Source organism: Streptomyces sp. HD (assembly GCF_028369295.1).
In the GTDB taxonomy this organism is placed as follows: Bacteria; Actinomycetota; Actinomycetes; order Streptomycetales; family Streptomycetaceae; genus Streptomyces.
The window spans coordinates 89,514-115,746 of sequence record NZ_JAQMYP010000032.1 but is presented as its reverse complement, the minus strand read 5'-3'; the positions used below and the strand labels follow the sequence as shown (position 1 = coordinate 115,746).

Annotated in this window: 24 protein-coding genes and 1 pseudogene; 4 read left to right on the top strand and 21 right to left on the bottom strand. The window is 69.5% G+C overall.

The window, feature by feature from the left end:
* Positions 1-273, top strand: a 273-nt coding sequence (locus tag POF73_RS28690; protein ID WP_272121191.1) for a transposase, incomplete at its 5' end; no start/stop codon positions are given.
* Positions 274-449: 176 nt separating this feature from the next.
* Here POF73_RS28690 and POF73_RS28685 read toward each other — a convergent pair.
* From POF73_RS28685 to POF73_RS28645, 9 genes are all read right to left on the bottom strand, one after another.
* Positions 450-1,724: an NAD(P)/FAD-dependent oxidoreductase gene (locus tag POF73_RS28685; protein WP_272121189.1), complete on the bottom strand. Its 1,275-nt coding sequence runs from the start codon at positions 1,722-1,724 to the stop codon at positions 450-452.
* Positions 1,721-2,041 (bottom strand): 2Fe-2S iron-sulfur cluster-binding protein, encoded by a 321-nt coding sequence (locus POF73_RS28680; protein WP_272121187.1) that lies wholly within the window; start codon positions 2,039-2,041, stop codon positions 1,721-1,723. The genes POF73_RS28685 and POF73_RS28680 overlap by 4 nt, the downstream gene beginning before the upstream one ends.
* 14 nt (positions 2,042-2,055) lie before the next feature.
* Positions 2,056-3,282: a cytochrome P450 gene (locus POF73_RS28675; protein WP_272121185.1), complete on the bottom strand. Its 1,227-nt coding sequence runs from the start codon at positions 3,280-3,282 to the stop codon at positions 2,056-2,058.
* Positions 3,283-3,313: 31 nt separating this feature from the next.
* Positions 3,314-4,219: an SDR family NAD(P)-dependent oxidoreductase gene (locus tag POF73_RS28670; protein ID WP_272121183.1), complete on the bottom strand. Its 906-nt coding sequence runs from the start codon at positions 4,217-4,219 to the stop codon at positions 3,314-3,316.
* Positions 4,220-4,283: 64 nt separating this feature from the next.
* Positions 4,284-5,210 carry an SMP-30/gluconolactonase/LRE family protein gene (locus POF73_RS28665; RefSeq protein ID WP_272121181.1) on the bottom strand — a complete coding sequence of 309 codons (927 nt, stop codon included), beginning with the start codon at positions 5,208-5,210 and terminating at the stop codon, positions 4,284-4,286.
* Between the two features lie 66 nt (positions 5,211-5,276).
* Complete coding sequence (locus tag POF73_RS28660; RefSeq protein ID WP_272121179.1) at positions 5,277-6,227, bottom strand: alpha/beta hydrolase; 951 nt, start codon at positions 6,225-6,227, stop codon at positions 5,277-5,279.
* Positions 6,228-6,252: 25 nt separating this feature from the next.
* Positions 6,253-7,116: an SDR family NAD(P)-dependent oxidoreductase gene (locus tag POF73_RS28655; protein ID WP_272121177.1), complete on the bottom strand. Its 864-nt coding sequence runs from the start codon at positions 7,114-7,116 to the stop codon at positions 6,253-6,255.
* Complete coding sequence (locus POF73_RS28650) at positions 7,113-8,270, bottom strand: serine hydrolase domain-containing protein (protein WP_272121175.1); 1,158 nt, start codon at positions 8,268-8,270, stop codon at positions 7,113-7,115. Before POF73_RS28650 ends, POF73_RS28655 begins: the two co-directional genes overlap by 4 nt.
* Before the next feature lie 163 nt (positions 8,271-8,433).
* Complete coding sequence (locus POF73_RS28645; RefSeq protein WP_272121173.1) at positions 8,434-8,838, bottom strand: nuclear transport factor 2 family protein; 405 nt, start codon at positions 8,836-8,838, stop codon at positions 8,434-8,436.
* A gap of 202 nt (positions 8,839-9,040) precedes the next feature.
* Between POF73_RS28645 and POF73_RS28640 the strand changes: the two genes are divergently transcribed.
* Complete coding sequence (locus POF73_RS28640) at positions 9,041-9,847, top strand: enoyl-CoA hydratase/isomerase family protein (protein WP_272121171.1); 807 nt, start codon at positions 9,041-9,043, stop codon at positions 9,845-9,847.
* A gap of 44 nt (positions 9,848-9,891) precedes the next feature.
* Here POF73_RS28640 and POF73_RS28635 read toward each other — a convergent pair whose 3' ends face one another.
* The gene (locus tag POF73_RS28635) at positions 9,892-11,862 is read right to left on the bottom strand and encodes a flavin-containing monooxygenase (protein WP_272121169.1); all 1,971 of its coding nucleotides are present in this window, start codon (positions 11,860-11,862) and stop codon (positions 9,892-9,894) included.
* An 88-nt stretch (positions 11,863-11,950) separates the two neighbouring features.
* Positions 11,951-12,736: an IclR family transcriptional regulator gene (locus tag POF73_RS28630; RefSeq protein WP_272121167.1), complete on the bottom strand. Its 786-nt coding sequence runs from the start codon at positions 12,734-12,736 to the stop codon at positions 11,951-11,953.
* A 191-nt stretch (positions 12,737-12,927) separates the two neighbouring features.
* Here POF73_RS28630 and POF73_RS28625 point away from each other — a divergent pair, with 191 nt between their 5' ends.
* Positions 12,928-13,593 carry a TetR/AcrR family transcriptional regulator gene (locus tag POF73_RS28625; RefSeq protein ID WP_272121165.1) on the top strand — a complete coding sequence of 222 codons (666 nt, stop codon included), beginning with the start codon at positions 12,928-12,930 and terminating at the stop codon, positions 13,591-13,593.
* Between the two features lie 43 nt (positions 13,594-13,636).
* Here POF73_RS28625 and POF73_RS28620 read toward each other — a convergent pair whose 3' ends face one another.
* From POF73_RS28620 to POF73_RS28580, 9 genes and pseudogenes are all read right to left on the bottom strand, one after another.
* The gene (locus tag POF73_RS28620) at positions 13,637-14,851 is read right to left on the bottom strand and encodes a CaiB/BaiF CoA transferase family protein (RefSeq protein ID WP_272121163.1); all 1,215 of its coding nucleotides are present in this window, start codon (positions 14,849-14,851) and stop codon (positions 13,637-13,639) included.
* Positions 14,848-15,912, bottom strand: coding sequence for an acyl-CoA dehydrogenase family protein (locus tag POF73_RS28615; protein WP_272121161.1), 1,065 nt, complete (start codon positions 15,910-15,912; stop codon positions 14,848-14,850). Before POF73_RS28615 ends, POF73_RS28620 begins: the two co-directional genes overlap by 4 nt.
* Positions 15,909-17,063: an acyl-CoA dehydrogenase family protein gene (locus POF73_RS28610; protein WP_272121159.1), complete on the bottom strand. Its 1,155-nt coding sequence runs from the start codon at positions 17,061-17,063 to the stop codon at positions 15,909-15,911. The genes POF73_RS28615 and POF73_RS28610 overlap by 4 nt, the downstream gene beginning before the upstream one ends.
* Positions 17,064-17,157: 94 nt before the next feature.
* Positions 17,158-17,805, bottom strand: coding sequence for a GntR family transcriptional regulator (locus POF73_RS28605; protein WP_272121157.1), 648 nt, complete (start codon positions 17,803-17,805; stop codon positions 17,158-17,160).
* Between the two features lie 131 nt (positions 17,806-17,936).
* Complete coding sequence (locus tag POF73_RS28600) at positions 17,937-18,683, bottom strand: SDR family NAD(P)-dependent oxidoreductase (RefSeq protein ID WP_272121156.1); 747 nt, start codon at positions 18,681-18,683, stop codon at positions 17,937-17,939.
* 90 nt (positions 18,684-18,773) lie between these two features.
* Positions 18,774-19,166, bottom strand: a complete 393-nt coding sequence (locus POF73_RS28595; RefSeq protein ID WP_272121154.1) for a VOC family protein — start codon at positions 19,164-19,166, stop codon at positions 18,774-18,776.
* Positions 19,167-19,668: 502 nt separating this feature from the next.
* Positions 19,669-20,190: pseudogene (locus tag POF73_RS28590) on the bottom strand (IS110 family transposase); the annotation flags it as partial.
* A 508-nt stretch (positions 20,191-20,698) separates the two neighbouring features.
* Positions 20,699-21,742, bottom strand: a complete 1,044-nt coding sequence (locus tag POF73_RS28585; protein WP_272121151.1) for a sensor histidine kinase — start codon at positions 21,740-21,742, stop codon at positions 20,699-20,701.
* Positions 21,736-22,464 carry a response regulator transcription factor gene (locus POF73_RS28580; protein ID WP_272121149.1) on the bottom strand — a complete coding sequence of 243 codons (729 nt, stop codon included), beginning with the start codon at positions 22,462-22,464 and terminating at the stop codon, positions 21,736-21,738. Before POF73_RS28580 ends, POF73_RS28585 begins: the two co-directional genes overlap by 7 nt.
* A 193-nt stretch (positions 22,465-22,657) precedes the next feature.
* Here POF73_RS28580 and POF73_RS28575 point away from each other — a divergent pair, with 193 nt between their 5' ends.
* Positions 22,658-24,913 (top strand): MMPL family transporter, encoded by a 2,256-nt coding sequence (locus POF73_RS28575; RefSeq protein ID WP_272121147.1) that lies wholly within the window; start codon positions 22,658-22,660, stop codon positions 24,911-24,913.
* Positions 24,914-25,264: 351 nt separating this feature from the next.
* Here POF73_RS28575 and POF73_RS28570 read toward each other — a convergent pair whose 3' ends face one another.
* Positions 25,265-26,212 (bottom strand): alpha/beta hydrolase fold domain-containing protein, encoded by a 948-nt coding sequence (locus tag POF73_RS28570; RefSeq protein WP_272121145.1) that lies wholly within the window; start codon positions 26,210-26,212, stop codon positions 25,265-25,267.
* Positions 26,213-26,233: the final 21 nt, after the last annotated feature.

Here is a 26,233-nt window from a genome sequence, read left to right as displayed (position 1 = left end):
GACGTCGAGATTCGCAAGGTCATCCGAAGCAAGAACGCGATCGAGAGCGTCAAAGCCCGCATCCGCAGGTCTGTCCGCGCCCGCGGGCACTTCCCCAACGAGGCCGCCGCCCTCAGTTGCATCTACATGGCGCTGCTGAGCCTGGACCCGACGGACAAGGGCCGCAAGCGGTGGACCATGCGTTGGATGGGTTCGGGGCGTCCTCTGCAACTGGGGCCAGCTTGGCGAAGAAGGCCTTCCAGGCGGCTCGGTCATTCCGGATGCCTTCCATGAAGCCGGCCACCTGCTGCAGCGTGCCGTGCATGAACTGCACCCGGGGCGGCGCGTTCTCAAGACCGGGGAGGCGTTTGTGCACCACGGCTGCGGCTCGTGGGTTCCGGAGTACCTCGCCGAGGATCGATGAAAGACCGTAGGACATCGAGGCTTCTTGAGTGGGACCACCGGGGACGTCAGGGGTGCAGGGCGGTCACGGCGGTGCTGAGGTGCTGTTTGAGCGTAATACGGGTGTCCGCAGCGGCTTCTCGCGACAGTGAGGTACCGGTGGTGAGCGCCTTGCGTACCGCGAGAAAGTCGGCGGGGCTGTTGATGCATTCGGCGGCGACCAGGGCGGGGCCCCGGTAGCGCAGCGTCGTGTGCTGTCCGGGGCGCTTGCCGGCGCGGACGATGACGTCGTCGTCCGGTCCGGCCAGGCCCGCGATCTGCAGCTTCAGGCTGCCCTGGTCGGACCAGAACCACGGCACACTGCGGTAGGGCTGAGGACGGCCGACCAAGGTCGTGGCAGCCGCCCGGGCCTGTTCGGCGGCGTTGTCGACGCTTTCCAGGCGGAGGCGCCGCACGCGCCCGCGAGTTGGGGAGGGATCGGGAAGGTTCGCGCAGTCGCCGACGGCGAGGGTGTGACCGTCGGAGGCCAGTGACCTGTCGTCGACCACGATCCCGTTGTGGCAGTGCAGGCCCGCTGCCGCGGCGAGGTCGTCGCGCGGGCCCGCGCCCACACCGACGAGAACTAGGCGGGCGGGCAGGCGAACGCCGTTGTCCAACTCCACAGCCGCGACGACGCCCTGGCCGTCGTCGGTGAGACGGGTGGGACGGACACCGGTCAGCACGTGGATCCCGCAGGCCCGGTGCGCCCTCTCGACGACCTCCGAGGTGACGGGGCTGACCACGCGGTTCATCAGGCTGGAGGCGGCCTCGACCACGGTCGTGCGGACGCCCGCAGCGACTGCGGCGGCGGCCACCTCCAATCCGACGAAGCCGCCGCCCACCACCACCATGTGGTCGGCGGCGTCGAGACGGCGAGCGAGAGACATCGCGTCGTGCAGGTCTCTCAGCACGACCACTCCCTCAAGATCGGCGCCTTCCAGCGGCAAACGCCGCGGTGCCGCTCCGGTGGCGAGGACCAGGCGGTCGAAGGCCCACCGACGGCCGGCGGCGGTGACGGCGCTGCCAGTTCCGTCGCCCGCCAGGTCGAGGTGCTCCACGCGCTCGTCCAGAACCAGGTCGATGCGGTGGTCGGCGTAGAACTCCGGCGTACGCAGGGCCAGGGAGTCGACGGTTGCCGTGCCGTTGAGGAAGGCCTTGGACAGGGGCGGACGAGCGTATGGCGCGTGTGGTTCGGCGCCGAGGAGGGTGATGGGTCCTCGCCAGCCGAGTTCCCTGGCGCTGCTCGCCGTCTGGACGCCCGCTTGCCCGGCGCCCACGATCAGGAGACGGCGGTCAGTGGTCACAGCTGCGCCTTCGGGATGGTGACGTGGACGTGTTGTCCCTCGGCAAGGGGGAGTTGGCAGGACAGCCGTGAGGTGTCCTGCCGGTCGACGGCGGTGCAGTCCAGCATCTCGTCCTCGTCCTCGCTGATCGGCGGGAAGTCCTCGGCGTTCCGCTCGTGCAGGAAGACGTGGCAGGTCGCACAGGACAACACGCCCCCGCACTGTCCGAGCACCCCCGAGACACCGTTGCGTACGGCGGTCTGCATCACGGAGTCGCCGACCGCGCCCTCCACGGCCCGCTCGGTGCCGTCGGGCTGGGTGTAGAACACTTTGGGCATGGTGCTCCCTTCTGTCACCACGTGACGGGCAGGCTGGTCATGGGCTGGGTCAGGACATCGCGGTTGAACACCGGCTCGCCGGCCAGGTGGAGGCCGGGGATGCGCTTGAAGAGCTCGGCGATGCCCACCTGCAGCTCCATGCGGGCCAGGGGAGCGCCGAGGCAGTGGTGCAGGCCGTGGCTGAGCATCAGGTGCGGGTTGTCGGTCCTGGTGATGTCGAAGCGTGCGGGATTCTCGACGACCTCGGCGTCGTGGTTCACGGCACCGGGGTCGAAGCTGACGGCCTCGCCCGCGGCGATCAGCTGCCCGTCCACCTCGACGTCCTCCGTGGCGACGAACGGCACCAGGCCTCCGCCCCCGAACACGGGATATCCGATCGCCCACTGACTGTGGCGCAGGATCTCCTCCGCGGCGGTGGGAGCCAGACCGTCCGGGTCGGACACCAGCAGCGCGCGCTGGTCGTCGGAGCGCAGCAGCGACAGGACCCCGGTGGCAAGGAAAGTGGCGGTGTTGTCGAATCCGCCGACGATGAGGAGGAATGCGATGGGGAGGATCTCGGCATCGGTGAGCGTCTCGTCGCGTTCGCGGGCATGCGCCAGAGCGCTGAGCAGATCATCGCGCGGCTCCTCGCGGCGCTTCGCGATCAAATCCGTCATGTAGGCCGAGAGCTCTCCGAGATCGGCGGCGATCTCCTCCTCGCTCCTGCCCGCGACCGACAGCGTGGAGGAGCTCCACCGCTCGAACTTCTCCCGGTCCGAGGAGGGCACGCCCAGCAAGGAGCTGAGCATCTCGATCGGCAGGGACAGGGCGTACTCGGGTACGAGGTCGCGGACACCGCCGCGGGCCAGCATTCCGTCGATCAGCTCGCCCGCGAAGGCCACGGCGGAATCGCGCATGTCCCGGACCCGCCGGGGCGAGATCGCCTTCTGCGCCAGCTTGCGAAGCTTCGTGTGCTGGGGCGGGTCCTCGAACTGCAGCGTCGAGCGCAGGAAGTCGGGGAACGGCACGAAGAACGGTACGACCCGTTCACCGGTGCGGAACGGCTCCCGGACGAACCGGGGGTCGCCGAGCAGCTGCCGTGCCGTGCGGTTGCGGTGCACGATCCAGATGTCGCCGCCGTACGGCATGGTGACCTTGCTCATGGGCCGGTCGGCCAGGAGGCGACGCAGGTGCTCCACGGCCTCGGTGGCGGGCAGTGGGCCGAAGGGGTACTCGGTGCCGGCGTCGGTGGATGCGGTCATCGGCTTCTCCGGTTGGGCTGGGATGGGTGGCTCAGTCGGTGTGGGGATGCGGTGCGCCGACCAACTCCGGTTGTGCTTGGGGGGTGAGGGCCATGACCTCGTCGAACCGTTCGGCCACCGTCTCGATGGTCAGGTCGGTTTCGTGGATGCCCTGGGTGGTGATGACAGCCGTGCGGCTGACGCCTCCGCCCGCGGCGTTGAAGACCTCGCCGGTCACCCGGCAGGAGGGGTGGACCAGGTAGGCGGCCACAGGCGCCACGTGCTCGGGCAGGAGCTGGGTCCGCATGTACTCCATTACTTCGGGTGACAGCGAGTCGGCGGAGCTCTCGGCCATGCGGGTACCGGCGCCGGGTGCCAGGGAGTTGACGAGGATGCCGTGCTCGGCACCCTCCAGGGCCAGGTTGCGGGTGAGTGCGAAGACCGCGCCCTTGGAGCTGCCGTAGTGCGTCATCAGCGGGTTGCCGAGCATCGCCGCGGAGACGGTGTTGACCACTCGACCGGAGCCCGAGGCGATCAGGTGGGGCCATGCGGCACGGCACACGAACAGCGAGCCGAAGAAGTGCACGTCGAGGTGGCGCTGGTACTCCTCGGCCGGGACGTCCGCGAAGGGGGCGGTGCGCACGATGCCGGCGTTGTTGATGACCGCGTCGAGCCTGCCGAACTCCTTGACGGCAGTGTCGACGACCGTCGCGGCCCCGCTCTCGGTGGACACGTCGGCCCGGCACGCGACGGCCTTCCCGCCCGCCGCAAGGATCTCGGCGACGACGTCGATCGCGGGGTCGTCGCCGGCCACGCCGGAGCCGTCGACGCGGGCCCCGAGGTCGGCGACGACGACACCGGCGCCGCGCGCGGCCAGCAGCAGCGAATGCGCCCGGCCGATACCGCGTCCGGCACCGGTGACCACGACAACGCGGTCTTCGAACGAGAGAGTGTCCATGTATCAGGTCCCAACTGATCGGTGGGCGCCGCGCCGCTGGCCGGCCCCCTTGCGCGAGCTGTTGTCAGGGGCGGTTGGCTCCGCCGCTCGCCTGGACCGGGACCTGCCAGACGGTCCCGTTGCGGTTCTTGCGGGATTCCTCCCAGTCCAGAACGTCCAGGCCGGCGCAGACGAACAGGGTCCGGCGGCCTTCGCCGCCAAGAACGCAGGCGGGCGGCAGGGCCTCGGTGACGTCGAAGCGGATCACGTCGGTGATCGCACCTCCGGCGGTGAACCGTGCCACGGCGGGCACCGAGGGCAGCCCCGCCCAGACGCCTCCGTCGTCGTCCAGGCAGATGCCGTCCGGCAGGGACGGTGTCGTGGCGAAGATCCGCCGCCCGCTCAGGCGACCCTGCTCGTCGCGGTCCATGACAGTGATGCGGTCGGCGAAGGCCTCCGCGGTCAGCACGTGGCGGCCGTCGGCGGTGACTGCGATGCCGTTGGCGCCCATGAAGCCGTCCAGCTCGGTGAGGGCTCGGGACGCGCCGTCGGGTTCCACGACGAGCAGCGCGGACTCGCGCGGAGCCTCGCCGGCGAACAGGTCGAAGCCGAGCTGGGTGACGTAGGCGCGGCCGTCGCCGTCGACGACCATGTCGTTGATCGACCCGGTCGCCAGGTCGCGCAGGTCGGCGTACTCCGTCAGCCGCACCCCGTCGTAGGCGAGGACGAGCCGCTCGTGCATGGAGGTGACGATCAGCGTGCCGTCGGGGAGCCAGCCGAACCCGCCCGGGATGACTTCGACTCCGTTCACCGAGGCGCGCCGGGAGAGGTCGAGCACTGTGTGCGGCGTCCCGTCGGCGTCGAGGCGCAGGATGCGGTGGGCGTACATGTCACTGAACCAGAAGGCCCCGTCGTGCCACCGCGGGCACTCGGCCCAGGTGAACCCGCTCGACAGCTTGTGGGGTGTGAGCGGGCGGGCGTCGGCGAACGGGTCGACGGCGGTGTCGGTCACGGTTCCTCCTGGCACGGGCTGGCAGCGGGTGGTGGATGCGGAGTGACGGGGGACGGGCGGCGTTGGTCAGAAGGGCAGCGGATGAGCGAACTTGGCCCGCAGCAGCCCGCCGATCTCGGCGACGGCGAGCCGCCCCCTGGCCAGGTGGTCGGACTGCATGAGGAAGCCGTGGTAAGAGCCCGGGTAACGCGTGAGAGTGGTCTGCACGCGGGCCTCGCGCAGCCGGGCGGCATACCTCTCAGCCCAGTCCCGGAGCGGATCGCACTCCGCCGTCACCACGATGGCCGGGGGCAGACCGGTGAGGTCGTGGGCGTAGGCCGGGATGCGGTACGGGCTGTCCGGGTAGCCCTGGCCGCCGTCGGCTGTCTCGTTGAGGAACAACACGTCGTCCCGGCTCAGGATCGGCGCGTCGGCGCACTCGGTGATCGACCGGGCCCCCAGGTCTCGGTCGAGGCCGGGATAGACGAGGACCTGGCAGCTGATCGCCGGGCCGCTTCGATCGCGTGCCGCGAGGGCCACGGCGGCGGCCAGCGTGCCTCCGGCGCTGTCGCCGATGACGACGAGCCGGTCGGGGTCGCTTCCGATGTCGTCGGCGTGTTCGGCGGTCCAGAGCGTGGCGGCGTAGGCGTCGTCGAACTGTGCGGGGGGCGGAGATTCGGGGGCCAGGTGGTATTCCACGGACACGACCGTGGCCCCACTGCTGTGGGCGAAATGACGAGCGAGTGGCTCGAAGGAGTGGTTGGAGCCCATGCACATGCCGCCGCCGTGCAAATACACCAGCACCGGCGCCCGGTCGCCGAGGGAGGGACGGTGGATTCGCAGCGGGATCTCCCCCCAGGGGCCGTCGATCCGGAGATCCTTGGTCTCGGCCATGACCGGCAGGCCCTTCGGGAAGGGCATGGCTTCGAGGTCTTCGCGCAGGGCGGCGATGCCGCGCTTGCGCATCGGCGGCGTGTCGGCGACGGCGGCGGCGATCGCCGCGGCGTCCGGGTCCAGCGGGGGAAGCTGAGGGCACATGGTGGTCTCCGGCGTCGGTGGCGGCTCAGTTCGCGAGAACGGCGTAGTCGCCGCGGATGAGGAGCGGGGCACGGCGATGCGTCAGGACGTCGGCCCGCGCTGCCATGGCGTCGGCGACGAAGGGCTGGGACCGCAGATAGAACTCACCCTCGGCCGCCTGGTCGAAGAACACCCTCGCAGCGTCCACCGGGTCCATCGCCTGCGCCTTGATCCTCAGCATCGCGGCGCGGTGGTCTTCCGCAGCGGCGATGTCGCTGTCTTCGACGGCACCGGCGGACTCGAAGATGTCCGACGCCACCGCGCCCGACAGGACCGCCTGGACATGCACGTGATGAGCGTGCCCGGCGAGCTCGACCTCCTGGTGCAGGCATTCGGTCAGGGCCAGGACGGCGTGCTTGCTCATGATGTACGGCGCCTGCAGTGGACTCGCGCTGACCCCGCCCACCGAGGAGAGGTGCCAGACCCAGGACTGCCCCGGCTCGGCCGTCATCCGGGGCAGAAACGCCTTGATGCCGTGGAAGACACCGCTGATGTTGATGGCGAGAAGCCGCTCCCAGTTCGGCACCGGCGTATCCCACAGATACCCGAACTGCTCGACTCCGGCGTTGTTGACCAGCAGCCTGACAGGACCGGCCTCGGCGATCGTGCGTTCCGCCAGCCGTTCCAGGGCCTGAGGGTCACGCACGTCGCAGGTCACGTCGAGAACGCGGGCGCCGACGGCCTCCAGCTCGGCACGCAGCTCGGCGATGGCACGGGTGTCGACGTCGGCCAGCACCACGGTCATGCCGAGCTCGCGTGCGGCGTAACGGGCCAGACCCGCTCCGACGCCGGCACCGGCCCCGGTGATCACGGCGATGCCCCCGCCGAACAACTCCTGTGCGGAAGTCATCGGCCGTTCCCTTCATGTTCGGCGACGATCTCGCGGACGGCTCGTGCGACGGGTGCGAACGTCCGCTCGGGACTCTGGATTGCCGGGGTGTCCATGTTGTTGTGGCAGATCGCGACGGCAACCCGGTCACGGAGGTCGGCCCACGCGACGGAGCCTCCCGCGCCGGGGCTGTAGATGATGTCGCGGTGGTCGCCGACCAGCGGATCGGATGCCTCCGGTTCGCCGCCGAGCCAGAACCCGTTCGCGCCGAACCAGACCGGGATGGTCAGGATCCGGTCCGGGGCGTGCGGGTCCTGGCGCGGCCGGGTGAAGGTGGCCACCCGGTGCGGTGAGAGCAGCCGGGTACCGTCGAGTTCACCCCCCTCGGCGAGCATCGCGAAGATCCGGGCCACGGAACCGGCGGTGGCGATCGCGCCCGCTCCGGGGTCCACGGCCTGTTGCACGGTGCGCTGGTTGTGGGCGTCGGATCCCGGGAAGACCGCCGGCGGGCTGACGTTGTGATCGTCGACGGTCCCGAACTCGTTACCGCCGTACAGCGTGGCCACACGCCCCAAGTCGGGGTCGGGAACGCCGAGATGGAAGTTCTCGACACCCAGGGGCGTACAGATCTCCTCCGCGACGAAGACGTCGAAGGGACGGTGCGCCGGGTCCGTGCGGAGCACGACCTCACCGATGATCCACCCCCACACGAGCACGTGGTACGCGCTGGTGGTGCCCGGCTCGAAGACCGGCCTGAACTCGGCGATGCGGCTCGTCATCCACTCCCAGTCCGCCATCAGGTCCGGCGTGACACCCTCGGGCATCTGTGGGATCCCCGCGCGGTGCGACAGCGCCTGCTCGACCGTGATCGTCTCCTTGCCGTGGGCGGCGAACTCGGGCCAGTACCGCGCGATGGGAGCCCGCAGGTCCACCAACCCGCGCTCGGCCTGCAGGTGGAGCGCCGTCGCCGTGACCCCTTTGGTCACGGAGAACACCGGGAAGAGAGTGCGCTCGTCGACCGGTGTGCCGCGCTCGACGTCGGCGAGACCCGCCACGGCGTCGACGATCAGCTCGCCACGGTGGTAGGCGGCCACGGCGATGCCGGTCTCGCCCAGTTCCAGGGAACGTTCGAGGGCTTTCGTGATGCGTGGGTCATGGGTGGCCAAGGCGGTCATCGGCTCTCCTTGGGCGACGTGCGGGTGAGGGCCTTGCGTAATGCCGCAACCGCGGCCCCGCTGCTCGGTGTTGACGCTAGGCCCGGTGTAGGGGCACTCCGGCGCGCTGTTCCGGTGAGTGGACGGCTTTCCGGCCGGCGCTGTCAGACCGACACGTCACGCTTCACCAGCAGCCATCGGCCGTCCTCACAGCGCCGCAATTCGTCGCGATAGGAACCCGTGACCAGGATCGAGGCCGGGGCGGCACAGGAGACCAGGAGACCAGGAGGAAGGAGGAGAACGCCCGGGCGTGCTCAGCCTCGACATACACCTCCTGGTTGGTGACGATGTGCCTGTTGCCGGAGCCGGGGCCGGCGTGGCCAAGAGCACGCATCCCGCCCAGCCCTTCGAGGACCTCCGTGTGTCCCCGCCAAGCCGTACCGGTCATGTGCCACTCCACGTCGTCGGCGAGCAACTCGCCCATCTGCGCCACGGTGCCTTCGTCGGCCATGCGGGCGAACGCGTTGAGGACGTTCACGATCCTGGAGACGTCCGGTGTGTCCTTCGGGTCCGTCTGGGGGAGTTGCATGTCTCTCCTGCCCTCGGTGGATGGCGGAACGAGCCGGTGTCAAATGCGGCGCGGGGTCCGAGCCCCCGCGACCGACTGTGCGCCCGGAGCGGCCCGCCACCGGAGCGAACGTCCACTCACCGGACACCTCCTGCGTGAGGGCCCTTCATCCGGGGGATTTTGGAAGCCGACCGTAGTCCTCGCCGACATGGAGGCCGCTTCCGTGACACCAGACGCCGACGCTCAGACCAAGGAAGTGCAAGGACGGGACCTCTCGGTCACGCTCGAGGACGGCGTCGGGCTTCTTGTCATGCGAAGGCCGCCCGCCAACTACTTCGACGAGCACCTGATCGGCCGGATCGTCGACGCCGCCCGCGCACTCGACGAGGACCCACAGTGTCGAGCCATCGTGCTCGCCGCCGAGGGCAAGCACTTCTGCGCTGGCGCGAACTTCGGTAACGGAGGCGGTTTCGACCAGGACCGGGTAGGAGTGTCGGAGCGCCTTTACCGCCGCGCCGCGCAGCTCTTCGAGATCGGGGTCCCGATCGTCGCCGCCGTGCAGGGCGCGGCTGTGGGCGGCGGTCTGGGCCTGGCCTGCGCGGCCGACTTCCGCGTCGCCGACGCAGGCGCGCGCTTTGTCGCCAACTTCGCGCTGTTGGGCTTCCACCAGGGCTTCGGGCTGAGCGTGACGCTGCCGGAACTCGTCGGCCGACAGGCCGCCACGGACATGCTGCTGACCGGCCGGGCGGTCAGGGGTGAGGAGGCCCACGCGATGGGGCTCGTCGATCGGCTGTCCGGCCCCGGCGCGCAGCGCGAGGCGGCTCTGGAGTGGGCGCGACGGCTGGCTGCCGCGGCACCCCTCGCCGTCAGGTCGATCCGCTCGACGCTGCGTGGCGACCTTTCGCGCAGGGTCGGTGACGCGCTGGCACACGAGCTGTCCGAGCAGGCCCGCCTGTGGGCGACCCGCGACTGCGCCGAAGGCATCGCGGCGAGTGTTGAGCGGCGACCGCCGGTGTTCCGCGGGGAATGACGACGAGGGCCGTCGCTGCCCGTCCCGACGGCCTGCGACGGCGATCAGTTCTCGGCGCGTGCGGAGAAGACGTAGTCCGCCGGGTCGGGCGCGCGCAGCATGGCCCAGTAGTCGACCAGACGCCACGGGCAGCTGACCCACGCGCGCCCGGCCCTGTTGCGGTAGTAGCCGTTTGCCGTGCCGCCGTGCTTCCAGACCGTCTTGTCGAGCTCGTCGTCGACGCGGCGGTTGTACGTGTCGGTGGCCTCCCGGGTTGGCTCCAACGAGGTGAAGTCGTTCTCGATCAGGTACTGGAGGCTTTCGACGACGTAGTTGACGTGTTCCTCGCTCGTGACGTTGTGGCCGCCCCCGTGGTTGGGTGCGGCGTTCGGGCCCGCCGTGACGAAGAGGTTGGGGAAGCCGGGAACGGTGATGCCCAGGTACGCCCGCGGGTTCTGGTCGGCCCACTCGTCGCTGAGCCTGATGCCACCGCGGCCCACGACATCCAGGAATCCGAGGTATTCGAGCTTGAAACCGGTGGCCCAGATGATGACGTCCGCCGCGATGAACCTCCCCTCCGTCGTGACGACACCGTCGGGGCGGATCTTCTGGAAGGACGCTCGGTGCACCGATACGTTGTCTCGTTTGACGGCTTGGAAGAAGCCGGGGTCCTTCACGATCCGTTTGGCAAACGGGGGGAAGTCCGGCGTCAGCTTCTCCTTGAGGTCGGGACGGTCGGCGAACGCCTCGTCCAGGTACCGCAGGCAGACCTGCATCACCGCGTCGTTGGCCGGAGAGGCCGAGACGTGCGTGGCGTACCACTCCTCGTCGATACGGGGAACAGGCCAGCCCTTGTCCGCGGCCCACCAGTACGTCTTGGTCCGGAACCACTGGTGGAAGTAGGGAATGTTCTCCAGCGCCCACCGCATCCCGTCGGGTACTTCGGCGGAGACCTTCCGCTCGGGGATCACCCAGTGCGGCTGGCGTGCCACGACGTCCAGAGACTCCACCTGGTCGGCGATGTCGGCGACGACCTGGACGGCCGTACAGCCCGCGCCGAGGACGACCACGCGCTTGCCGAACAGGTCGACATCCGGGCGCCACTCCGCCGTGTGCATCATCTCGCCCGCGAACGAGCTCGCTCCGTCGATGTCGGGGATCGACGGTCCGTTCAGTACGCCCGTGGCCGTGACCACGGCGTTGGCGCGATGCGTCCGGACGGTGCCGTCCCTGTGCTGGACGGTGATCTCCCAGATCTGGTCGTTCTCGTGCCAAGTACAGCCGAGCACCCTGGTCGAGAAGGTGATGCGCGGAAGGAGGTCGTACTTGTCGGCCACGCCCCGCAGGTAGGCGAGATACTCGGGTCCCGTCGGGTAGTACTTCGACCACCCGGGATTGAGCTCGAACGAGTAAGAGTAGAAGTGGCTCAGGGTGTCGACAGCGGCCCCCGGATAGGTGTTGCGTGACCACGTGCCGCCGAGGTCCTCGCGCTCCTCGAAGACCCGGCAACCGAAGCCGGCCTGGCCGAGCTTGATCGCGGCGTTCACGCCGATCATCCCGGCACCGATGATCGCGACGCTGAAGTCCGCGGGGGGAGTGCGGTTCCGCGTGACGGTCGGCCGCGTCGCCTCAAAGCCTCCCTGCTCCCGCAGATGGGGCATGTACTCCTCGCCGACGGTGTCATTCAGGCAGACCTCGGCCATCCGCCGGAAGAGCAAGTTCCCGGGGACCGCTATACGGGGCGTCAGCGGGCCGTCGAGGAGTTTGCGAGCCCGGGCGCGGATCTCGGAGGCGACCGCCGACGGATACTCGCCCATGACGGTCGGCGGGCGTCCCTCGTCCTCAGCGAGGCGGCGAGCCTCCGAGAGCTTGTCCCTGAACTCGTCGACGAGACTCGTGTCTCCGCTCACATGGACCAGCGACATCAGCAGCGCGCCCGGCTCGGCGACATCTATGGCCGCTGCGAGCGCCTCCCGGTCAACGTCGGTGACGGGGGAGAGGACGTAGGTGGGCTGGTTCGGGGATATCAAGGTCATCGGGGTACCGGGTCCTTGGCGAGTGGGTGAGCGTGGCGAACAACGCCGTGAGAGAAGTCGAGACGAGCGAGGAATCGTCGGGCTGAGGTCACTCGTGGGACGGGACTGGCGTCCTGTCGGAGCGCCGCAGAGGACAGGAGACGCCCCCGCCAGTGCGTCGGCTTCGGCGAGGCATCCCGGACGCGGCGTACCAGATGTCCATCGCGGCCATGCGTACGGCCTCGCCGGCCTCCTGCGTCGGCAGGGCGTCTACGGGCCCGCACAGCGAGAGTGCTGTGCGCACGTTGCTCCCGGATGGGCCGACGGGGGCGGCCACCACGGTGATCCCGGCTCCGCAGCCCTGGAAGTCGACAGCGACGCCGCCTCGGTCGCGGACGCGCTCGAGGTCGCGCCGGAGATCTCGGAGTGTGTGGATCCCGTACACGGTGGCAGGTGGCGCGAAGGCCAGGGTGGGCCAGTCGGTCTCGGCGAGCTGGGCGAGGAGGGCCCGGCCGGCGGCCGAGTGCACGGCAGGCTGCCGGGCCCCCAGACACCAACTGTCCCCGTTCTCCGGCCAGTCGCCGGTGCGTTCGAGGTGCAGCACGTCCGAGGCGACGAGGGTGCTCAGGTGCACGGTCAGACCGGTTAAGCGGTGCAGCGCGTGCATGAACGGCAGGGATGCCCGGTGGATACGGTCGCGCCGGACGACCTGCGAACCCAGTTCGAACATCCGGATGCCGAGGCTGTACTGATACCCCTCGCGTTCCACCCAGCCCAGTTCGACCAGACGCTGCAGGATGCGATGCGTCGACGAACGCGGCAGATCGGCCTGCCGTGAGATCTCGGCCAGCGTGAGTCTGGATCGGCCGTCGAATACCTGAAGCAGAGAGGCCACCCTGTCGATCATGGCGATGGGTGCGCCCTGGCTTGTCGGAGCCGTGGTCATAGTGGCCTCCCGGCATCGTCGCCCGGTTGCACGTTGCGACAACATGTCGCAAACTGACATGCCTGAGCCTACTGCTGGATTGCGAACACGTAAACGGATTGGATCCAATTTCCTCATACGAGTTGACCGTGCGTCGGCCGATGCGGCGGTACTGGCGCAGTGCATGGGAAGGTGCAGTCATGGTGAAGAGCAGCCGTCCGACGCTGACAGAGCGGCGGGCCGAGGAACTGCACATGACCATTGCGCGGAAGGCGGCCGAGATCTTCGTCGCCGACGGTGACACCTCGGCAACCGTCGAGCGCATCGCCGACGAGGTGGGCATGTCGACCCGTACTTTCTACCGCCACTTCCCCGTCAAGGAGGACGTGGTCCGGCCCTTGTTCCGGCACAGCTCGCGGATGGTCATGCAAGCGCTGCGGAACGCGCCCAAAGACGGCGATCTGGTGGAGGCGCTCGTCGCCGCTTGGACGTCGGAACTGGACGCGGGGCCGAACCTGAGCCCCTTCGGCCGACAGTTCCTGACGCTGGTGGCGTCGAGCCCGCAGCACCGCCTGCGGTGGATGGAGGTCGACGACGAACTGTGCGAGGCGATGGCCGAGTTCCTGCAGGAACGCATCGGAGAGGGTGAGGGCACCCTGGAGTCCGTATTGCCGGGCTTCCTGATTGTGCAGGCGACCCGTCAGGTCTTCATGTACTGGATCACGTCGGAGGCCGGAGAGGACATCGCGGACCTGTTGCGCGAGGCCTTCCGGATGGTGCTCGACGGCGTACGGACGAACCGCCCTGCTCAGCTGGCGCGCGGGTGAGCGAGGCGGCCTCTGGGGCCCCTCTGGAATCCTCAGGGGCGGATCAGTCCGCGGGGGTGTCCTCTGGTCCGAGAGCGCCGGATCGGTGCAACGCGGTGATCTCCTCAGCGCTGTAGCCGAGTTCGGCGAGTACGAGGTCGGTGTCCGCTCCTGTGGCCGCCGGTGCCCGGGGCGGCGTGGGAGCGGACCGACTCAGTTTTATGGGTACGCCGATGCCGCGGTAGGCGCCGTCCTGGACGACCATCGAACGGTGCCGCGCGTGCGGTGCGGACAGCGCGCCCTCGACGTCGTGGACCGGGCCGGCCGGGACCCCACGCGCCGTGAGGGCCGGCGCGAGGTCGTCCGCCTTCCGTGTCAGGAACGTCGGCTCCAACTCCGCCAACAGCTCCGGTAGGTGGGCCATCCGGTCCCGGTTGCGCCGGAAGCGGGGGTCCTCTGCCAGCCGGGGGACCCCAAGGACGTCAGTGAGTGCCGCAAACTGCGCGTCGCTGGCGGCGGCGACGAACAGGCGTCCCTGCCCCGCGGTACGGAACACCTGGTACGGGGCGACTGTAGGGTGCGCCGCCCCGGTGCGCCTGCCCACCTGGCCCGACTGCAGATAGCTCGCGGTATGCGGGTGCATGATCGACAGGGCCGCGTCGAACAGCGTCACGTCGACGAGCTGTCCGCGCCCGCTGTGTGTCCGCTCCAGCAGAGCGAGCAGGACACCCGCGAAAGCCTGGTGCGCGGCGGTGATGTCCACGATCGGTACCCCGACACGCAGCGGTTCACGGTCCGGTTCTCCGTTGACGCTCATCAGCCCGCCGTAGGCCTGGAGTACGGCGTCGTACCCTGGTAGCCCACCGAGCGGGCCGTCGGCGCCGTAGCCGGTGATCCGGCAGTAGACGAGCCGGGGGAACTCCTTCGAGAGGCGGGCCTCGTAACCGAAGCCCCAGCGTTCCATGCTACCGGCCTTGAAGTTCTCCACGACCACATCCGCCTGGGCGATGAGGTCGTGCAGCACGTCCCGGGCCATTTGCACCCGGAGATCCAGTGCCATATTGGCCTTACTGCGGTTGAGCCCCTGGTAGTAGGCGCTCATGGTCGCTGCCTCGTCGACGAACGGCGGTCCCCAGCGCCGCGTCTCGTCGCCCGAGGGGAACTCGACCTTGATCACCTCAGCGCCGTGGTCGGCGAGCATCTGCGCGCAGAACGGGCCGGCGAGGACCCGGCTCAGATCGAGTACGCGCACGCCCTGGATGGCTCCGGCCGCGCTCATCGCGTGCCACCTGCCACCAGGGGCCACCATGGACCGTCCTGACGCACCATGGCGGCGAGCTGGTCGTGCCAGTGACTCTCGTTGCCGAACTCCTCCCGCCAGGCCCACAACCGGGTCGTCGCCTGCCCGAGACGATGCTCGGCCGAGTAGCCGATCGCGCCGTGCAGTTGGTGGCCGATGGAGGCGACCAACTGTGCGCCCGCGGAGGCGGTGGCCTTCGCCGCGGCCACCGCCACAGCCGCGCCTGGATCGTCAGTCTCCACAGCCAGCAGAGCGGCGTCCGCACTCACCTGGAGAGCGGTGACCTCGGCGGCGAGCACGGCCAACTGGTGCTGCACCGCCTGGAAGTGGGCGAGCGGGCGACCGAACTGCTCCCGCTCGGTGATGTACCGGCCGGCCGATTCGAGTACGGAGCGGGCCGCTGCGCCGAGTTGAAGGGACCTGGCCAGCGCCCCTCGCCGCATCAGCGCAGCCGAGTCAACGCTGGGCGGCGCCACGACGGCGACAGGGTCGGCCAGTTCCACACCGTCGAGGATCAGCGTGTCACGCGGCTCACCGGCAAGGTTCTCGGCCGTCACCAGGCGCATGGCCTCCGCGCCCTGTTGCGGCACGGGCAGGACGGCCATCAGGGTCTCGCCACCGCAACGCACGGGCGTGACGACGTGATTCGCATGCCGCCCCCACGGCACTCGAATGCTTCCCGACAGCCGGAGTGCACCGCTTCGCCGCTCACCGTGAGCTTCGTCGAGGGACGCGACCACGAGCCCTTCGGGCAGGGACAGATCCGTGCGGGCCAGCATCCATCCCGCGAGGAACGCGGCCTCGGCCACCGGCACCCTGACGGCGTGAAAGGCGGTCAGATCGACCACCACGGCGAGAGCGCTCAGCCCGCCCCCGCTGCCGCCGGCCTCCTCAGGCACGCCCAGCAGATGGAACCCTCCTTGGCTCAGGTCCTTCCACACGCGATGGTCGAAGTCCGCCGAGGGCGTCCCCTCTGTGCTGTGGGCGCGCAGGATCGTGACGACTGCTGAGCGAATCTCCTTGTGCAGATCGGCGTTCATCGAACCCCCAGCCCACGCGCCACGACCGAGCGCAGGATCTCGTTGGTGCCGCCCCGCAGGGTGAACGCCGGAGAGTGAAGGACCGCCTCGGCCAGCAGCCCTTCCAGTCCGTCCGCGCCTCTTCGGGGCTCGGCGTCCGTCAGCTGCCGTACGGTCTCCACCACGTCCCCCTCGAACCGAGAGCCGAGATCCTTCACCAGCGCTGCGGCGATTTCGGTCGACCGTCCCTCGGCGAGAGCGGCGGCCACCGACAGCGACAGCTGGCGCAGTGTCCAGGCACGAGCCGTGAGCCTGCCGAGCGCCCGGTCCGCCACTGCGTCGCCCGGGCCGTAGGGCAGCTGCTCCGCCCAGGCACGCAGCAACGGCACCGTGCTCATCAGCCGCTCGGGGCCGGACCGTTCGTGCGCCAGCTCGGCGGTGACCTGACCCCAGCCGGCTCCGCGTTCGCCCAGCAGACTGTCCTCCGGGACGACGACCGAATCGAACACGACCTCGTTGAAGTGGTGCTCTCCGTCGATGGTGAGGATGGGCCGGATCTCGATACCCGGTGCCGGGAGATCCACGACGAACTGGGACAGGCCGGAGCGCCGGTCGTCCGGTGAACCGTCGGTGCGGACGAGGACGACCATCGCATGGGCGTAGTGCGCCCCGGTCGTCCAGACCTTCGTCCCGGAGACCTCCCAGCCGTCGGGCACCTTCCGTGCCCGGGTGCGCACCGACGCCAGGTCCGAGCCCGCATCGGGCTCGCTCATGCCGATGGCGAAGTAGCACTCGCCGCGGGCGATCGCGGGCAGGTAGCGGTGCCGCTGCGCCTCGGTGCCGTGACGCAGAAGGGAGGGTGCCATCTGCCGGTCGGCGATCCAGTGGGCGGCCACGGGCGCGCCGGCGGCCAGCAGTTCCTCGGTGACGACGAAGCGGTCGAGAGCAGACCGGCCATGGCCTCCGTAGGCGGTGGGGAGTGTCATGCCGATCCAGCCACGCGCCCCGAGGCGACGGCTGAACGCCGGGTCCGGGGCGGACATCCAGGCGTCGCAGCGCGGGGTGAAGGTTCCTGCCTCGCGCTCGCTGTCCAGGAAGCCTCGTACTTCTTTACGGAGCTCACGCGCTGCGGGGCCGAGCTGGTACGGGGAGAGATGGATTGTCGCGCTCAACCGGACTCCTCCTTCAGGTCCGGTCCACGCTATGAGATTGGATCCAAAAAAGTAGCCGGTGTTCCGTTGAGTGGACGGAACACCGGCTTGCAGGTCAGCTCACGGGTGGTCGCGCCACCGCTCCTGCTTCGAGCATCAGGTTCAACTGGGCCTCGGAGCCCGCGCGGTGGGCGTCCATGAGGTCGGCCAGGCGCTGCGTGTCACCGGCCCCCAACGCGATGACCATCTTCTTGTGCTCGGCGAGGATGCGTGCCCGCCCGGCGCCGTCGTAGAGATAGACCGAGTGGTACGGCAGCGCCCAGGTCCAGATGCGCTTGATCTCGCCCACGACGAGGCTCAGGTCGCTCAGGCCGAAGATCGCCATGTGAAACCGGCTGTTGAGCGTGCGCATGCGCGGCAGGTCGAGATCGGCGGCAGCCCGCTCGACCTCCTCGGCCAGGGCCTCAATCTCCGCGAGTTGAGCGGGTGTGGGCCGCGGCAGACTACGGATCACCTCGGTCTCCAGCAGCCGCCGCATGAGGTATACCTGGTCGAACTCCGACCGGCTCAGGCGGGCGACGGCGAAACCGACGTGGTGCACGTGAACGACCAACCCGTCCGCAACGAGTTGGCGCAGTGCCTCGCGTACCGGCAGGCGGCTCACCCCCAGGGCGGCCGCCATGTGCTCCTGGCGGATCTGCTGGCCGGGCAGGAGATCCCCCGCCGTGATCATTTGTTTGATCCCGTCGATCACGCGCGCCACCGCCTGGCTGGCTGGGGCACTCGTGTCGGTGGCGGACGGGTTTCTGGGCGGCATGGGCACTCCTTGCGATCCGCTCCACCGTAGGGGTTGCGGACCCTGGCCGCACCCATGGCCAGGTGAACCCGTCGACCTCAGTACGTGACGCTGCCGCCGTTGAGGTTGAGGGTCTGGCCGGTCATCCAGGCGGCCTCTGCGGAGGCGAGGTAGACCACGGCGGCACCGACGTCCTCAGGGGTGCCGAGCCGGCGCGTGGGGATCCTGGCGGCGATGTCCGCGTTGCTGTCCCCGGCGGCGTTCGCCTGGAGCCCGAGCGCGAGTGTGTTGGCCGTGACGCCGAGGGGGGCGACCTCCTGGGAGATGTGCCGGACGAAGCCCTCGACCCCGCTCTTGGCCGCCCCGTACAGCGACAGACCGTGTGCGGATCCGGTGCGTGCGGACCCCGAGGAGATCTGGACGATCCGTCCCCAGCCCGCCTCGCACATCTCGTCGATGACCGCCGACACACAGTTCATGGCGCCGAACAGATTGATTTCCACAGGGGCCCGCCACCGACTCGGGTCGAGCGTACGGAAGTGTCCCTGACCGAAGTCGGCCGCGATGCCCGCGTTGTGCACCAGGATGTCCAGATGGCGCCCGAGCAGGGCGCGAGCCCTGTCGACCCCGTCGTGCACCCCGTCGAGGTCCGTTACGTCGAAGGCGACCGGGACGGCTGTCCCGCCCGCGGCCGTGACCTCCTTGGCGACCGCCTCGGCCCGCTCGGCCACGAGATCGTTGACCGCCACCGCGGCGCCCTGCGTGGCCAGTGCCCGAGCGATCCCCGCTCCGGCGTTCTGACCGGCCCCGGTCACCAGGGCGGTGCGGCCCGAAAGATCGAACATCGTGTTCCTTTCCCTGCACAGTGGTTGTCGGAGATTCGCGCTGGCGCGGTCCCACTCCTCGGGAGTCACCGCGCTCACCGGCGAGGGATTTCACAGGCGCTGCATGAGCTCCAGCAAATGCCCTTCGGGATCCGTGACCTGGGCGATGCGCAAGCCGTGCTCCGGAAGCGACCTGGGCCCCGTTCTCACTGAGCCGCCGGCGCGCTCCGTCGCTCGTACGGCCTCGTCCACGTCGGCAACGGCGAAGCCCAGCACAGCCTCGCCGGGCGTGGGCGCCTTGCGGTGGAGAGGCTTGAGCAGCAACAGCGAGGGCTCGTCGCTGCCCACGCAGCACATGACGCTCTGCGTGTACGCGCCGCCGCCCTCCCCTCCGGCCACCCGGTGCTTCTCGACGAGGCCGAGGACCGTGTTGTAGAACGTGGATTCGGTCTCCAGGTCGTCCACCAGAATCTTGGTGAACGCGAAACGAGGGTCATCGGCCACGGTGCCTCCAGGAACGCGGTGGATTGCGACGCCGGTAGAGCGGACCGCTCGGCCTGCGGTGCGATCCCGGCACATGGGCAGTACAGCGGTTCGGGGGTCCTGGCGGAGTAGGTGTTCCAGTGAGCGGGAGACAGCGCCTGCTGCTCCCCTGTGAGCAGCACGGGTTCGGTTGCGCGGGGATCCTGTCCGCGGGATGGCCGAGGCCGCGCAGGCCGGATGCGGGGGTTCGGAGTCGGCGATCCCGGCTCCCGCGATACCTCACTCCGCCTCACCGGCCTGACTGGGCGCGGTGAACTGCTCTTCCAGGTCGGCGAGAAACTTGTCACCTCCTGGGTGCACGGCGGCGATGCTGCGGATGCTCGCGTCCCCGGGTATCGCGTCTGGCTGGCCGATGTAGCCAGCGGCCTCCGGCATGTACCGGATCAGCGTCTCGGTGAAGATCCGCCGCGCGTCCGGACGGTCCATCAGCTCGGCGAGTGGCGTGTCCGCTGTGATCGGGGCAGCCACCTCGGCTGCGGCCGACAGCACGCTCCAGCGCTGGGAAGATCTCCAGGAGTTGCTCGCGCAGCGGGTTGATCTGCCGGGTGCGGTCGTTGACGAGATCGAGGCGACGGCCCGTGAGGATGCGCAGATCGACGGCGACCTCGTCGCCAGGCCGCAGCAGCCCGAGGTCCTGGCGCACGCGGGCCTGGTCGGCGATGACGTGGGCGTCCTTGGCATCGGTCTTGCTCTGACCGCGGTAGCCGGCCGAGGCGCGGTGAACGGCCAGACCGGTGAGGTAGACCATCGGCTGTCCGCGGTCGACGAGGAGCCCGATGAGTAAAGCCGCACTGCCGTGGTTGATGTCCACCGCCCACAGCACCTCGCCCGGGTCAGCCAGGGCGAGTACACCCCGGATGAGTTCCAGCAGCTCGGGCTCGTCGTTGCCGACACGTCGCGACAGCATCCGTTCACCATGGGCGTCGAGTGCCACGCAGTGGTGATGCTCCTTGCCGATGTAGACACCGGCCCAGATCCTGAACATGGCCGCCTCCGCCAGCTGGTTGTTCCGCGGTCCCGCGGACGGCCTCACCGGCGTTGTCCTACACAGCGATCAAGTCGCTTATCCCAATGAGCGGTTGTGACCGTCACGGGCTCCGGGCAGCCAAGTCTTTTCAGCCATCGAGTGGCGACAAGCTGACTGCCATACCCGGAGTCCTCGAGTCCACCGATCCTACGAATGACCGACGTGGACCCGTGCCAAAACGGTAGGACAAGCTCACACGCCATCTGCTGACCAAGTAACGCTGAGTGCGCAGCCTGAGGACCGCGCTCACGCCTTTCCGCGACCGCCTCCCACCATCCCAAGGGATCCGGCCTGACCACCACTGAGATGCCACCCGCACCGCCATCAACCTGCCTGCCCTTTGACCACGCCCGCGTGGGGAGTCCGTCCTGGTCGCGCAATCAGGCGCTTTACGGATCGCCGCGGCGTGGCTGGCAGAGGGAGAACCAGGTGCTCCACCCAGTCCCTCGCGTCCGTTCGGTGAACCTCAAGCCGCCCGTCCGGGGAGGATCACCTCGACGCGGGTGCCGCGGCCGGGCGCGCTGTCCAGTCGTACTCGGCCGCCGTGCAGTTCCGCGATGGCGGCGACGATGGGCAGTCCGAGCCCGCTGCCTCCGCTCGCGCGGCTTCGACCCCTGTCAGCACGGTAGAAGCGGTCGAAGACGTGGGCCACCGCGTGTTCGGGAATGCCGGGTCCCTCGTCCTCGACGCGCAGGAGCACATCGCTCCCGGCCCTCACCAGATCGACGTGGCAGGGGGTGCCTGGGCCGGAGTGCATGCGGACGTTGCCGAGAAGGTTGCCGAGCAGGCCGCGCAACTGTGCCTCGTCGCCCAGGACGGTCACTCCGGGCTCGATGTGTGAGTGCAGCGGGCGTGCCGGTTCGACGGCGGTGGCGTCGCGGCAGGAATCGGCCACGACGCGGGAGAGGTCGACCTGTTCGAGTTCGGCGTCGTCCTGCTCGTCGAAGCGGGCCAGCATCAGCATTGATTCGACCAGTCGTGTCATCCGGTGGATTTCGGAGAGCATGCGGGCGACGGCGTCGTCGACCGCTGCCGTGTCCGGGAGCGCACCCTGCTGGTAGAGCTCGGCGTACCCGCGCAGCGACTGGAGCGGGGTGCGCAGTTCGTGCGAGGCATCCGCCACGAACTGGCGCATGCGGTCCTCGGACTGCTCGCGGGCCGCGAGGGAGGCCTGGATCTGCCCGAGCATGCGGTTCAGCGCGTCGGTGAGGCGGCCGACCTCGGTGGTCGGGGCGTCGTCGGCCGCGACGATCCGTCGGCCGAAGTCGCCCGTGGCGATGGCATCGGCGGTGTCCGCAGCCTGTTCCAGAGGGCGCAGCTCCCGTCGGACCACCGCGGTGCTGACCAGCGCCACTCCGGCCAGGCCGGCCAGCTCAACGATCACGATGACGGCCGGATCCCCGCTGAGGATCCACGTGAGTGCGGTTGCCGCCATCGCGCAGGCGCACAGGGCGGTGACCAGCACGCTGAGCCGGGTGCGCAGGGGGCGGCGGGTGGCCCGGCTCAGCATCGGGGCTCCCCGATCCTGTAGCCGACGCCACGCTGGGTGTGGATGAGTGGCGGGCCCAGGGCGTCCAGCTTGCGGCGCAGATAACTGATGTACGTGGCCACCACGGTGTCGTCGCCGTTGAAGTCGTACGACCAGACGTGCTCCAGCAGCCGGGCGCGCGGCACGACCCGGCCGCTGTGCAGCATGAGGTAGCGCAGGAGGCGGAACTCGGTAGGGGAGAGGTCCACCGGGCTTCCGGCGCGGCGGACGGTGTGGGTGTCGGGGTCGAGTTCGAGGTCGCAGACGCGCAGGACGCGGTCCTGGCGCTCGTGGCGGCGGGTTCGGCGCAGGACGGCTCCGACGCGGGCGGCGACCTCGTCGAGACCGAAGGGCTTGGTGATGTAGTCGTCGCCGCCCTCGCTCAGGCCGCGGACAAGGTCCGTGCGGGTGTCGCGCGCGGTCAGGAAGACGACGGCGTGCGGCAGGCCGTCCGAGCGCAGCCTGCGCATCACCTCGAAACCGTCGCCGTCCGGGAGCATCACGTCCAGCAGGATGAGTTCGGGAAGGAACTCGCGCGCCGCGACCAGGGCGTCCTTGGCCGTCGTGGCCGCACGGACCTCGTATCCGATGAATCGCAGAAAGCGGCCGACCGTGTCGAGGATCGCCGGTTCGTCGTCGACCACCAGCAGTCGACCGAGCGGCTTCGGTGCCGTGGCGTCGGTCCTGGCGGGCTGATCGGACATGCGGGACCCTCTTCTGCTCGCTGCTTCTCGGCGACTCCATTCGATCATTTCGCGGCCACGTGGACGTGTTCCATGGGAGTTGTGTGTGAAGAGCGGTCGCCGGAGGCTCTTTCGGTGGGAAGGGCCGCACGGTGTTCCTAGCGTGGATCACGCAGATGTCGCCTGTCCTCGCTAGGTATCCGGGAGTTTTCGCGTGTCCACGCTCTTGTACCGCCTGGGCCGTTTCGCCTACCGGCGCAAATGGTCCGTCATCGGCGCTTGGTCCGTGCTGTTGCTGGTGGCGGTCGTTGCCGCGCTGGGGCTGATGAAGCCGTTCGCCTCGGCCACGACCATTCCGGGCACCGAGGCCCAGCGCACGCTCGACGTCGTGCGGGAGGAATTCCCCACCGACGACGCCCACATCACCGGGAAGATCGTCTTCCGGGCGCGGAGCGGGGCGACTGTGAGCGCCGGGGAGGCTGGAGCGGCCGTCCGTCGAAGCGTCGAAGCGGTCGCTGACGTACGAGGCGTGACGTCGGCCGCCGCTCCGTCGGCGAAGGCCGGAACCGTGTCCGCCGACGGCAGGACGGGCATCGCCGAGCTGGTCTTCTCCACCAAGAAGGGCGCAACGCTGCCGGCGACCACGAAGGCGGCCGTCGGGGAGGCCGCCGCCGACGCCCGTCGGGCGGGGCTGACCGTGGAACTCGGCGGTGACGCGTTCTCCCAGGTCAAGGTCGAGGTGCTGGGGCCCGGGGAAGCGGTCGGCGTGCTGATCGCCCTGGGCGTGCTGGTCTTCGTCTTCCGATCCCTGCGCGCCGCGGTCATCCCGGTGGCCACCGCGCTGGTCGGGGTCGCCGTAGGCGTCCTCGCACTGCTGTCCTTGACCAGCGTCGTCACGATGGACAGCACCTCGGTCATCCTCGCCGTGATGCTCGGCCTCGCGGTCGGCATCGACTACGCCCTGTTCATCGTCTCCCGCCACCAGACCCAGGTCAGGGAGGGCATGGACCCCGAGGAGTCGGCCGGCCTCGCGAACGGCACGGCCGGCGGCGCGGTGGTGTTCGCCGGCGCCACGGTCGTGATCGCGCTGGCCGCGCTGTCCGTGGTGAACATTCCGTTCCTCACCGTGATGGGGCTGGGAGCCGCCGCGACGGTGGTGGTCTCCGTGCTGGTCGCTGTCACCCTTCTCCCAGCCGTGCTCGGTCTGATGGGTACCCGTATCGCCACCAGCACCGTCCCGGTGCTGCGCCGCTCCACGGAGCGTGCCGCACGCCGTACGGAGCGAAACGGCGCGGGGCGGCGTTGGGCGACCCTCGTGTCACGGCGCCGGTGGACCGTGCTCGTCGTGTCCCTTCTGGGCCTGGGAATCCTTGCCGTCCCGGCGGCCGACCTGCAGCTCGGCCTCGGCGGTACCCAGGACCCCGACACCTCCGCGGCGCGCGCGCAGCGACTCGTCGACGACGGCTTCGGTCCCGGCTACAGCGGCACCCTGGTCGTTCTGGTCCAGGGCGCCACCAGGACCGTGGTCGCCACTGCCGAGGAATTCTCCTCGACGGTCCGGGACTTGCCCGGCGTCCGCGCCGTGTCCCCGGTGGTGACCGCGGCATCCGGCGACGCCGCCCTGATCAGCGTCACGCCGTCGAGCGGGCCGGAGACGGAGGCCACCAAGGGGGTTCTCGCCGAAATCCGGCACGCGCGCGACGCTGTCGAGGAGCGCACGGACACGGACATCGCGGTCACCGGCACGACCGCCGTCAACATCGACGTGGCGGACAAGCTCTCGGCGGCCCTGCCCGTCTACTGCCTGCTGGTCATGGGCCTGGCGCTACTGCTGCTGGTTATCGTCTTCCGCGCGATCGCCGTACCGGTGAAGGCTGCCGTCGGCTTCCTGCTCTCGCTGGGGGCTTCGCTCGGCGCACTGGTCGCCGTCTTCCAGTGGGGATGGCTCTCCGGGCTCCTCGGTATCAAGGACACCGGCCCGGTGTTGAGTTTCCTGCCGATGCTGCTCGTCGGCATCCTGTTCGGCCTGGCGATGGACTACGAGGTCTTCCTCGTCTCCCGGATGCGGGAGGAGCACGCCCACGGCCAGCCGCCCGCCGAGGCCATGATCCGGGGGTTCGCCCACGGTTCGAAGGTCGTGACCGCGGCCGCCCTGATCATGATCGCCGTCTTCGGGTCCTTCGTCTTCGCCGATATGCAGGTCATCAAGGGCATGGGATTCGCCCTCGGGATCGGTGTGCTCCTGGACGCGTTCGTCGTCCGTATGACTCTTGTGCCGGCGGTGATGGCGATCCTCGGCGGCAGAGCCTGGTGGCTGCCGCGCTTCCTGCAGCGGGCCCTGCCGGACGTGGACATCGAGGGGGAGAGGCTGGCCCGCCGGACGACTCACCCGGCCTCGGCGCCCGGCGCGCCGCCACGGCAGACGGATGGCGCCCGGGTCGCGGTGGGCACCGGGGGAGGCGATGCGTAGCCAGTCGAAAACCTACTGACGTTCGAGATTGAGAGGTGTGAGCCACCTCGGACGATGTCGCGAGCGCACTCCGGACGCGGCCCGAGTATTAGTCAAGACCTAATAGGAGTGCACGGCGGCGCGGTGACCCCTAGTCAGACCTGGAGCCGGACTCCTCCCCACAGGCAGAGGGCCCCGTCGCCGTGCCCCTCTCGGGACGCGATGATCGTGACCTGAGCCGTCCGCATGGCCACCGCCCCTGACGACGCGAGCCACGAGCTCTCTCCGGAGACCGAGGACCGCGCGGTGAGCTGGGGGCACGAGCTGCTCATCGGACTCGGGCCAGCGAGCCCTCCGACAGTAGCCAGGCTGTCAGACCTCGTCGAGAATCGCGGGACCGCCGAGTAGGGCGGCCCCGTCGACGACCCGGCCTTCGGCCACGCGGTTGATGAAGGCCGCCGTGCGGGCGGTGGCTTCGGTTGCCTCGGGTAGGAAGCCTGCGGCGATCTGCCAGGCATGGGTCATCTCCGGCCACACCTCCAACTCCACCTGCACACCCGCCCTCGCCACCAGCTCCAGTGAGTCGTCCAGCAGCATCTCGGCGCTCGACACCTGGACGAACAGCGGCGGCAGTCCGTGCAGGTCGGCGAGGAGGAGTGAGATGAGGGGCGCGTCGTAGCGCTGATCACCGATGTAGTCGGTGGTCATCGCGCTGTCCGCGCCCGCGAGAATGAGATCGGTGTCGCGGCGTTCGACCCAGCTGCCGGATGCGTAGCGCTCGATGCGCAGGTCGAAGACGCCGGAGTAGAGCACACCGGCCAGGGCCCGTGTGTCCTGCTGTGCCTTCGCGTGCAGCAGCAGCACCGCGGCGGCGAGGTTGGCGCCCGCGGACTCCCCGGCGACCACTACCCGTGGGGCGAGGGTCGCGGCGTACTCGAATGCGGCGACAGAGTCGTCCAGACCTGCTGGGTAGGGGTCTTCGGGCGCGAGCCGGTACTTGGGGAGCACCACACGCGCCTGTGTGCCCAGGGCCAGATGGGCGGCGAGCGGCCGTGCGATCGCCGCCAGCCCGGTCCGGAACCCTCCGCCGTGGATGTAGAGGATCAGAAGATCCTCGTGAGGCCGGTCAGGGGTCATCAGGTACGAGCCGTCCCGCAGGTCCGCCAGGGGTTCGTCGAGGACTCCGGGAACGGGCCGGTACATCGCCGCGATGTCGGCCTGCTGTCGCCGCTTTGCGGCCAGGCCGGCCGGCTTCGCGCTCGCGTCCATCCGACCCGACTTGATGATGTCCTTCATGAGGCTGAAGGCATCACTGGGCATCGCTCTGGTCCTCTGTGTCGG

Coding starts and splice junctions, on each gene's coding strand:
- POF73_RS28680 (WP_272121187.1), bottom strand. CDS start 2,041: ATGCCCAAAGTGTTCTACACCCAGCCCGACGGCACCGAGCGGGCCGTG.
- POF73_RS28675 (WP_272121185.1), bottom strand. CDS start 3,282: ATGACCGCATCCACCGACGCCGGCACCGAGTACCCCTTCGGCCCACTG.
- POF73_RS28670 (WP_272121183.1), bottom strand. CDS start 4,219: ATGGACACTCTCTCGTTCGAAGACCGCGTTGTCGTGGTCACCGGTGCC.
- POF73_RS28660 (WP_272121179.1), bottom strand. CDS start 6,227: ATGTGCCCTCAGCTTCCCCCGCTGGACCCGGACGCCGCGGCGATCGCC.
- POF73_RS28655 (WP_272121177.1), bottom strand. CDS start 7,116: ATGACTTCCGCACAGGAGTTGTTCGGCGGGGGCATCGCCGTGATCACC.
- POF73_RS28650 (WP_272121175.1), bottom strand. CDS start 8,270: ATGACCGCCTTGGCCACCCATGACCCACGCATCACGAAAGCCCTCGAA.
- POF73_RS28645 (WP_272121173.1), bottom strand. CDS start 8,838: ATGCAACTCCCCCAGACGGACCCGAAGGACACACCGGACGTCTCCAGG.
- POF73_RS28635 (WP_272121169.1), bottom strand. CDS start 11,862: ATGACCTTGATATCCCCGAACCAGCCCACCTACGTCCTCTCCCCCGTC.
- POF73_RS28625 (WP_272121165.1), top strand. CDS start 12,928: ATGCGGCGGTACTGGCGCAGTGCATGGGAAGGTGCAGTCATGGTGAAG.
- POF73_RS28620 (WP_272121163.1), bottom strand. CDS start 14,851: ATGAGCGCGGCCGGAGCCATCCAGGGCGTGCGCGTACTCGATCTGAGC.
- POF73_RS28615 (WP_272121161.1), bottom strand. CDS start 15,912: ATGAACGCCGATCTGCACAAGGAGATTCGCTCAGCAGTCGTCACGATC.
- POF73_RS28600 (WP_272121156.1), bottom strand. CDS start 18,683: ATGTTCGATCTTTCGGGCCGCACCGCCCTGGTGACCGGGGCCGGTCAG.
- POF73_RS28585 (WP_272121151.1), bottom strand. CDS start 21,742: ATGCTGAGCCGGGCCACCCGCCGCCCCCTGCGCACCCGGCTCAGCGTG.
- POF73_RS28580 (WP_272121149.1), bottom strand. CDS start 22,464: ATGTCCGATCAGCCCGCCAGGACCGACGCCACGGCACCGAAGCCGCTC.
- POF73_RS28570 (WP_272121145.1), bottom strand. CDS start 26,212: ATGCCCAGTGATGCCTTCAGCCTCATGAAGGACATCATCAAGTCGGGT.